General features: G+C 47.3%; 7 protein-coding genes. All 7 read left to right on the top strand.

Going from position 1 to position 7,928, the window contains the following annotated elements; translation table 11 throughout:
* Positions 1-148, top strand: a 148-nt coding sequence (locus tag FVR03_RS23145) for a PaaI family thioesterase (RefSeq protein WP_147924153.1), incomplete at its 5' end; no start/stop codon positions are given.
* A gap of 3 nt (positions 149-151) precedes the next feature.
* Positions 152-1,369, top strand: a complete 1,218-nt coding sequence (locus FVR03_RS23140; RefSeq protein WP_147924152.1) for a chorismate-binding protein — start codon at positions 152-154, stop codon at positions 1,367-1,369.
* 235 nt (positions 1,370-1,604) lie between these two features.
* Entirely contained in the window at positions 1,605-3,317 is a 1,713-nt protein-coding gene (gene menD / locus FVR03_RS23135; RefSeq protein ID WP_147924151.1) for a 2-succinyl-5-enolpyruvyl-6-hydroxy-3-cyclohexene-1-carboxylic-acid synthase, read from the top strand.
* 437 nt (positions 3,318-3,754) lie between these two features.
* On the top strand, positions 3,755-4,210 hold the full coding sequence (locus tag FVR03_RS23130; protein ID WP_147924150.1) for a DoxX family protein: 456 nt from the start codon (positions 3,755-3,757) through the stop codon (positions 4,208-4,210).
* Positions 4,211-4,423: 213 nt separating this feature from the next.
* Positions 4,424-5,248: a 1,4-dihydroxy-2-naphthoyl-CoA synthase gene (gene menB, locus FVR03_RS23125; protein ID WP_147924149.1), complete on the top strand. Its 825-nt coding sequence runs from the start codon at positions 4,424-4,426 to the stop codon at positions 5,246-5,248.
* Positions 5,249-5,587: 339 nt separating this feature from the next.
* Positions 5,588-6,697 (top strand): AMP-binding protein, encoded by a 1,110-nt coding sequence (locus FVR03_RS23120; RefSeq protein WP_147924148.1) that lies wholly within the window; start codon positions 5,588-5,590, stop codon positions 6,695-6,697.
* A gap of 463 nt (positions 6,698-7,160) precedes the next feature.
* On the top strand, positions 7,161-7,928 hold a 768-nt coding region (locus FVR03_RS23115; RefSeq protein WP_147924147.1), incomplete at its 3' end, for an SMP-30/gluconolactonase/LRE family protein.

Below are 7,928 nucleotides of genomic sequence, written 5' to 3'. Positions count from 1 at the left end.
AGGTGTTCGGGAGGGTTGGGTTTACGGCAGGGCTACTACCTTACATGCCGGGCGCAGCACACAGGTTTGGGAAACAAAGATTACAAACGAAGCGGGCGAACTTGTATGCATTAGCCGCATGACCGTGGCCGTAATAGATAAAATGTAAGCGATGCCAAAAGCTACAGATAACAGAGTAGACGAGCTTGCTCCTGCCCTGTCGACACTATTCGAGACTGCCAGAGCGCAAGGAACGGCCATAGCTGCCTGGCGCTTACCACATGCCGACAACTGGCAGGTGGCCATTTCGTTGCAGCCAGATTATAAGGTGGGTCAACCTGTGCTGGAGCATAGTTCGTTTGGGTTTCTGTTTTGCCCATTCACAGCCAATGAGCAGCACAGCAATTTGTTTATCAAGGCCGATCTACAGGCCAGCTCTGAGAAGTCGGCTATAACCATTGCTGCCGATGCGCCTACAGAGGCCGCGGAGCGCTTTCAGGAGGAACTGGCACTACAGCAGTTTCCAGGCAAAAGCAAGTGGCACCTTCCTGCTGGCAGCGAACTGGCTACCGAACAACCGGAAGCTGCATATAAAAATGCTGTCAAAAAAGCTGTTGCTACTATTCTGGCAGAAGAAATGGAAAAGGTTGTGCTTTCCCGGACACTTACCCTGCCAATTCCAGCGAACTTCTCGCCTGTTACTGCTTTTGAAACGATGCTCGGACTCCATCCTCGCGCCATGGTATCGCTGGTCTCTGTGCCGGGTGTGGGCACCTGGATCGGGGCTTCGCCTGAAATAATGGTTAGTGTAGATCAAAATCAGGTTTTCAGAACGGTAGCGCTGGCCGGCACACAACCCATTACCAATGCTACCTCCACGGCTAACGCCATCTGGCGACAAAAAGAAATTGAGGAGCAGGCCCTGGTAGAGCGCTACGTTATTAATTGCTTTAAAAAGATAAGGCTGCGCGACTACACCGAAATAGGCCCCAAAACCATTATTGCCGGAAACCTGATGCACCTGCGCACCGACTTTAAGGTGGATATGAAAACGGAGCCCGATTTCCCGAACCTGGGCACCGATATGCTACATCTGCTGCACCCTACCTCAGCGGTTTGTGGCATGCCCAAAGAACCAGCCTTACAGTTCATTCTGGAGCACGAAGGCTATGACCGCAGCTACTACAGTGGCTACCTCGGGCCGGTTGGCAGCCCCGATGGCACTCAGCTTTACGTGAACCTCCGGTGTATGCAATTGCTTGAGACAATGGCTATTTTATATGCAGGTGCAGGCATTACAGGAGAGTCTTCCCCGGAAAAAGAATGGCTGGAAACGCAGTACAAACTGCAGGCTATGCGCAGAGTGTTAGGTGGCTTAAATTTTGAATGAGTGAATACTTTTTCTTTATCAGGCTTTGTAGAAAACGGATTACTGATCTTTAAGTATAACTAAGTTCTGGTACCATTAATTCGCTGATTATAACGTAAAATAATGTTGAGCATTGGCCAGAGCAGACGAAATGCAAAACCTATTTCATTCATACCAAGATCGAACCTAAATTACCTATTCTAAAATTCTGCCTACCATTCACTCATCCACTCAATCACTCATTCAAAATTAAAAGATGATTCTTCAGCCGGTTGTTAATATTGCAGAGATTTGTGCCAGGAAGGGTGTGCAGCAGGTGGTGCTATCGCCGGGGTCGCGTTGTGCGCCGCTTACCATAGCGTTTGCCCGTCACCCTGATTTAACGGTGCGAACAGTGAGCGATGAGCGAGCAGCTGCCTTTATAGCACTGGGAATGGCCTTAACCACCGGAAAAGCGACAGTGTTGGTTTGCACCTCCGGCACCGCAGCCTTAAACTATGCTCCGGCCATAGCAGAAGCTTATTTTCAGCAGGTGCCTTTGTTGGTGCTCACTGCCGACCGGCCACCTGAGTGGATAGATCAGATGGATGGCCAGACTATCCGGCAGCAGCAGGTTTTTGGGCAGCATGTCAAAAACAGCTTTACTTTTCCGGTGGACCTTTCGCACCCCGATGCTGTTTGGCATACGGAGCGACTAGTATCGGAGGCGTTGAACGAGGCCGCTGCCTTTCCGGCTGGACCTGTTCATGTTAACGTGCCACTGCGGGAGCCTTTTTACCCGGCTCCGGGCGAGGAACTTCAGTTCGATGCGAACGTGAAGGTGATTGAGGAACAGCAGAACACCTACTCAATTACCGATAGCCAGGCAAACCAATGGCTGCAGGAGGTAAGGCAGTATAAGCGTGTTTTAATTGTAGTCGGTCAGGATGCTTACCAGGAAGAATTGTTGCAGCAGCTAGGTTCTTTTATGCATGCTACCGGTGCCGTGGTGGTAGGCGACAGTATAGCTAATGTTCATCAGTTGCCACAAGCAGTGCGGTACCACGATGCAATCCTGGCTTGTCCGGAAGAAGAAAAAATGATGGCGCTGCAGCCGGAGCTACTACTCACGTTCGGTAAATCAATTATCTCGAAAAGCCTGAAGTTGTACCTGCGGCAGTACAAGCCAAAGGCGCATTGGCACATACAAGCGGCAGGTGCCGTGGCCGATACGTTCCAGGTGCTTACCCGCATCATCCGGTCTGCTCCTACTGCGTTTTTTGAAGGATTGTCAGAAGCTGCCGGCGCAACTACATTACATGTTAGCGCCTACCAAACCTGCTGGGCAGCAAAAGAGGAACAGGCAGCCGCTTTTCTTAGAAACTATACAGCAGAAGCTGAATACAGCGAGTTAGCGGTTCTGGCCCAGGTTCTCCATCAACTTCCGCAGCCAGGTAACCTGCACCTGGCCAACAGCATGGCGGTGCGCTATGCCAACATTCTGGGACTGAAGAAGGAGCAAAAACTGTTTGTGTACGCCAATCGTGGTACCAGCGGCATAGATGGCAGCACCAGCACCAGCGTTGGCTGTGCCCTCACCAGTCCGTACCTCACCACGCTTATTACCGGCGACCTGGCTTTTTTTTACGACCGAAACGGCCTTTGGCATAATTACCTGCCGCAGAACCTCCGCATCATTCTCCTGAACAACCATGCCGGAGGAATTTTCAGACTAATTGACGGGCCAAGGCAGCAACCGGAGCTGGAACCCTTTTTTGAGACACACCAGGCCCTGAATGGCGAGAACACAGCCCGAGATTTCAACCTCGCCTACACGGCCTGCCACTCATTAGAGGAGCTGCAGGTAGCACTAAAAACCTTTTTTACGGAAGAGGCAGGCGCTGGCATCCTGGAAATATTCACCGACAGTAAACAGAACCAGGCTTCGTTTGCACGCTACAAGCAGCAACTGTTAAAATCCGGTATATAGAAACAGCTACTGGTGGTGATGCTTTTCTGAAGGGAGAGTTCTATTAGCAAAATTTTTCTAATGAATTCTGCCTTCAGAAGCTTTTAGACCATTTTTTTGCCAAGGGTAAGCATGTATTACAGCATAATTTATCAGAATTCGAACTTGTACTGCCTGTAATAGGACACAAGATTTTGACTTCATCCTGTTTAAATGAAAAAATCAACTGTTGAATTCTGACAAGTTGTGTCGCCATCTATCATATTATGACCACTCTGCCGGTTCGTTTATTTAAAACACTTTAAGCTTTACGGATTGTTTTCTAAGCACCTACTGTAACTTTCTTTATCTAACATAGCAGCTCTTAAGTCTTGTTTGCTACGCTACCTCATGTCCGAAGTTTTGAAGAATTCGTTTAATAAGTAAGACAATTATCTATAAATCTAAATTCTTTCGCCATGAATGTAACACAAGACTTAAACCGCGTGGAGCGGTGGGCTGATACGCACCACCCGCTCTGGATAGACTTTTTGCGCATGGCCCTGGGCATCTTCATTTTTGTGAAGGGCTGGCTATTTATTCAGGATACGGCAGCGCTGCAGCAGATCATGAATAACAGCCAGTTTCAATGGGTATCGTTCGGAATAGCGCATTATGTGGCATTTGCACATTTGGTGGGTGGTATTTTAATTGCCATTGGTCTTATTACCAGAGCCGCCATTCTTTTTCAGATTCCGATACTGATCGGGGCAGTATTCTTTATAAACCCGGAGAGAGGTTTTTACTCTCAGAACACAGAACTGTGGTCTTCTATTATTGTGTTAGCTCTGCTTATTTTTTTCCTGATATTTGGTTCAGGTCGCCTCTCAGCCGATTACCGCATTAAAGAGAAACACGATCCGCTGGATAATTAACTTCAGGACAGCCTCATTCTTTGCAGGTTTCTACAGCTGCCTCGCTGTAAAAAGGAAAGCTTTGCCCCTTTTGTAGCCAATCAGAAATCAAAAAAACAGGTATAAAGGTATGTTGCTGTTTTAAACAATAGCCACAATTTGTACTTTTACCTCGCAAGCAGGTAAACTGCTTTTATAGCAGCCTTTGGCTACCATGTTTAACACAATATTATAATGGAGAGCAAATTTAACTGGACAACTCTGAAAGAATACAAAGAGATTCTTTTTCAATATTACAACGGCATAGCCAAAATCAGCATTAACCGCCCTCAGGTGCACAATGCATTTACTCCCCGCACTGTAACAGAAATGAGCGAAGCCATGGAACTGGCACGCCAGAACGAAAATGTGGGAGCCATTATTTTAACCGGCGAGGGCGGAAAAGCCTTTTGCAGTGGCGGCGACCAAAGCGTGCGTGGGCATGGCGGTTATGTGGGCGAAGACACGGTTCCGCGCCTCAACGTGCTCGACCTGCAAATGCAGATCCGACGTGTTCCTAAACCTGTAATTGCCATGGTGGCTGGCTGGGCCATAGGTGGCGGCCATGTGCTGCATGTAGTTTGTGATATGACTATTGCAGCCGAAAATGCCCGTTTTGGCCAAACCGGGCCTAATGTAGGTTCATTTGACGGTGGCTTTGGTGCTTCGTATCTGGCGCGTGTGGTAGGGCAGAAAAAAGCCCGCGAAATATGGTTTCTGTGTGACCAGTACGATGCCCAGGATGCTCTGCAAATGGGGCTGGTGAACAAGGTAGTGCCCTTGGAGCAACTCGAGGAAACAACCATTGCCTGGTGCGAAAAAATTCTGCAGAAGAGCCCGCTGGCCTTGCGCATGCTCAAAGCCTCTTTTAATGCTGAACTAGACGGGCAGGCCGGGATCCAGCAGTTGGCAGGCGATGCCACCTTGCTGTATTACCTTTCAGAAGAAGCAAAAGAAGGAAAGAATGCTTTTCTGGAGAAGCGGAAGCCGGATTTCTCGAAATTCCCAAAATTCCCTTGATCCAGACCCTTGACTCCAAACCGGGCTAAAGCCTTCTGAAGGCAATTTTCATCTGAATAATTTAGACAAATGAGAGTTTGTTAGTTTTTGTACTTTTATAAAAACAACATAGTTGTAATGCTATATTGTTAAGGTATTTTTAAACTATAGAAGTTTCTGCCAGGACAGGCAGTAAGAGGAGCATTTTGGTAGGCAAAAGCCACTGTAAGTAGAATTACTAAAACTTATGGTGGCTTTTGCTTGTTTTAAGTTAAAAAATTAAGGATAATTACTTGCTTTTATTCTGTTGAATTTGAAACTTGTTAGTTGTATATCTGACACTTTATAATTGTACTAATCATGCCAGAGTCACTGCTACTAAACGGTAAAAAGTTCGGATATGCTGAACTAGCCTCTTATGCTTTTCGCAACGACACGCCTTTGAATGGGTATGAAGTTAAAACCCTTGAATTTTGTGCAGAGTGGCTGAATGGTGTACAGGAATTTTCGACGCAGACATCTGGCTCTACCGGTGCTCCCAAGCAGGTAGTGCTCACCCGGAAGCAGATGGAGTCTAGCGCGCTTAAGACCCTCCGGCTGCTGCAAATTAAACCTGAGGATGCCGCTTTGGTCTGTTTAAATACTGAATATATTGGTGGCTTGATGATGCTGGTCCGGGGCCTGGTAGGCAACCTGAACATGACAATTTTGTCGCCGGCCAGTAACCCGATGGTGCAGCTACCTGCCTCCGCTACTTTTGATTTGTCTTCGTTTGTGCCCATGCAGCTGCAGACCATGCTGCAAGACACCCCAGCTTCTATAGAATGGCTCAACAGCATGAAAGCAATTTTAGTGGGTGGAGCACCCGTTAACATGGGCCTGCAGCGCGACCTCCAGCGCATTACTACACCTGTTTACCATACCTATGGCATGTCTGAAACTGTTTCGCATATTGCTTTGCGTCAGCTAAACGGACCTGCGGCGGCAGAGTATTACGAAGTGCTGCGTGGCGTAGAAATTGCCCAGGATAAACGAGGCTGCCTCACCATAAAGGCCGACGTCACAAACAACGAACTCATTATCACAAACGATCTGGTAGAGATCCTCACTCCTACCCGCTTCAGGTGGATTGGTCGCATAGATAATACCCTTAACACCGGCGGTGTTAAAGTTCAGACCGAAAAGCTGGAGGTAGCCATTGCCGAAGCCCTTATGAACCGCGACCCAATGCCGCGCTTTTTCGTGACCTCTCAACCCGATGAACTACTTGGCGATAAAATTATTTTAATTGTGGAAGGAGAGCCTTGGGGTGCTGAGGCAGAACTGGTGCTTTTTGGTAAGCTGGTGCACCTGCTGCGCAAATTCGAAATCCCGAAAGAAATTTACTACAGCCCCTCCTTCAGCGAAACACCAACCGGTAAAGTATCCAGAAACCGGACATTGGCGAAGCTTGGTTTAGTCACTTCTTAAGTCTTTATTTTACGTGGTGTGGCAGAACATGGTAAGGCAGTAGCAGATTAGCGTTAAACTTCAATTTTAATCTTTGCAGTTTCTGTTTCTTTTCACCACTTACTGCTGCCGTTAATGTAGAGCGTATTTTTAAAAATTGCTGCTTCTGTTCCTTCAGGCGCTTGCTGGAGTTGCGCACGCTAAGAGTTCTTCGCCGCTCTTCCGTTTAAGAAATAATTCTTGGCAATGCACACTGGGTAGGCGGTAAAATTATATGCAAGGATTTCAAGAATGGTTTTTAACGGCCAGCTTCTGTTTTAAAGAAGAAAACAAGCTCATTATTTGTGTGTTGGGTTGCTTACAGCATGTATCTTTTGCTGTACCATCTCAAGCTCTAGCCACTAGTAAGCAGATTTGCTTTAACTCTTTGTCAACAGCATCAGGTAAACTGCCGTAAAGGTGAAGTAAACCAATCAACCAGTCTATGCGCCCGTTCCTTTTCCTGCTGATCGTCGTTTTTGCAAGTCCATTGTTTACCTCTTGCCGCTCCGGCCTTTTTGGAGGAGGAACACCGGTAAAACTTCAGGAAGCCTGGACCAGCGACAACACGCTGCGAACCCCCGAATCGGTGCTGCACGACCCGCAACGAAATGTTATTTATGTATCGAACATCAACAAAAGGACCGAAGACCGCAAAGATGGCGATGGTTTTATATCGGTTATGACTCCGAACGGAGAAATTGAGCAGCTTTTTTGGGTGGCAGGCCTGAATAATCCAAAAGGCATGGCGCTCTTTAATAACATTTTATATGTGGCCGATATGGATGAAGTAGTAGCCATAGCCACGCAAACCGGTTCTATTTTGGAACGATTTAAAGCAGACAAAGCAACCGACCTGAACGATGTAACTGTAGATGGAGAAGGGAATGTTTATATATCAGACTCGAAAGAAGGTCGGATTTACCTGCTTCGGAACGGCCGCATCAGCAACTGGTTCGATAAAATGAAGAACGAGTTACCGAATGGCCTTTTGTTCGACCAGAACCGCCTGCTCGTTGCCTTTAAAAATTCAGGCCACGTCCGGTTCCTCGACCCCAACCGCAAACGATTTACTGACTGGACAGAAGGCATAGAAAACGCTGATGGCATTGCTGCAGATGGTACCGGCAACTTTTTTGTTTCGAACTGGAGCGGCGAAATATTTTATGTAAACCAGCAAGGTAAAAAATGGCTTTTGCTCGATACAAAATCA

The sequence above is a fragment of the Pontibacter qinzhouensis genome (assembly GCF_008017455.1).
Taxonomy (GTDB): domain Bacteria; phylum Bacteroidota; class Bacteroidia; order Cytophagales; family Hymenobacteraceae; genus Pontibacter; species Pontibacter qinzhouensis.
The sequence above is the reverse complement of the archived record's forward strand: the minus strand, read 5'-3'. Positions and strand labels throughout refer to the sequence as shown.

Coding starts and splice junctions, on each gene's coding strand:
- FVR03_RS23140 (WP_147924152.1), top strand. CDS start 152: ATGCCAAAAGCTACAGATAACAGAGTAGACGAGCTTGCTCCTGCCCTG.
- menD (WP_147924151.1), top strand. CDS start 1,605: ATGATTCTTCAGCCGGTTGTTAATATTGCAGAGATTTGTGCCAGGAAG.
- FVR03_RS23130 (WP_147924150.1), top strand. CDS start 3,755: ATGAATGTAACACAAGACTTAAACCGCGTGGAGCGGTGGGCTGATACG.
- menB (WP_147924149.1), top strand. CDS start 4,424: ATGGAGAGCAAATTTAACTGGACAACTCTGAAAGAATACAAAGAGATT.
- FVR03_RS23120 (WP_147924148.1), top strand. CDS start 5,588: ATGCCAGAGTCACTGCTACTAAACGGTAAAAAGTTCGGATATGCTGAA.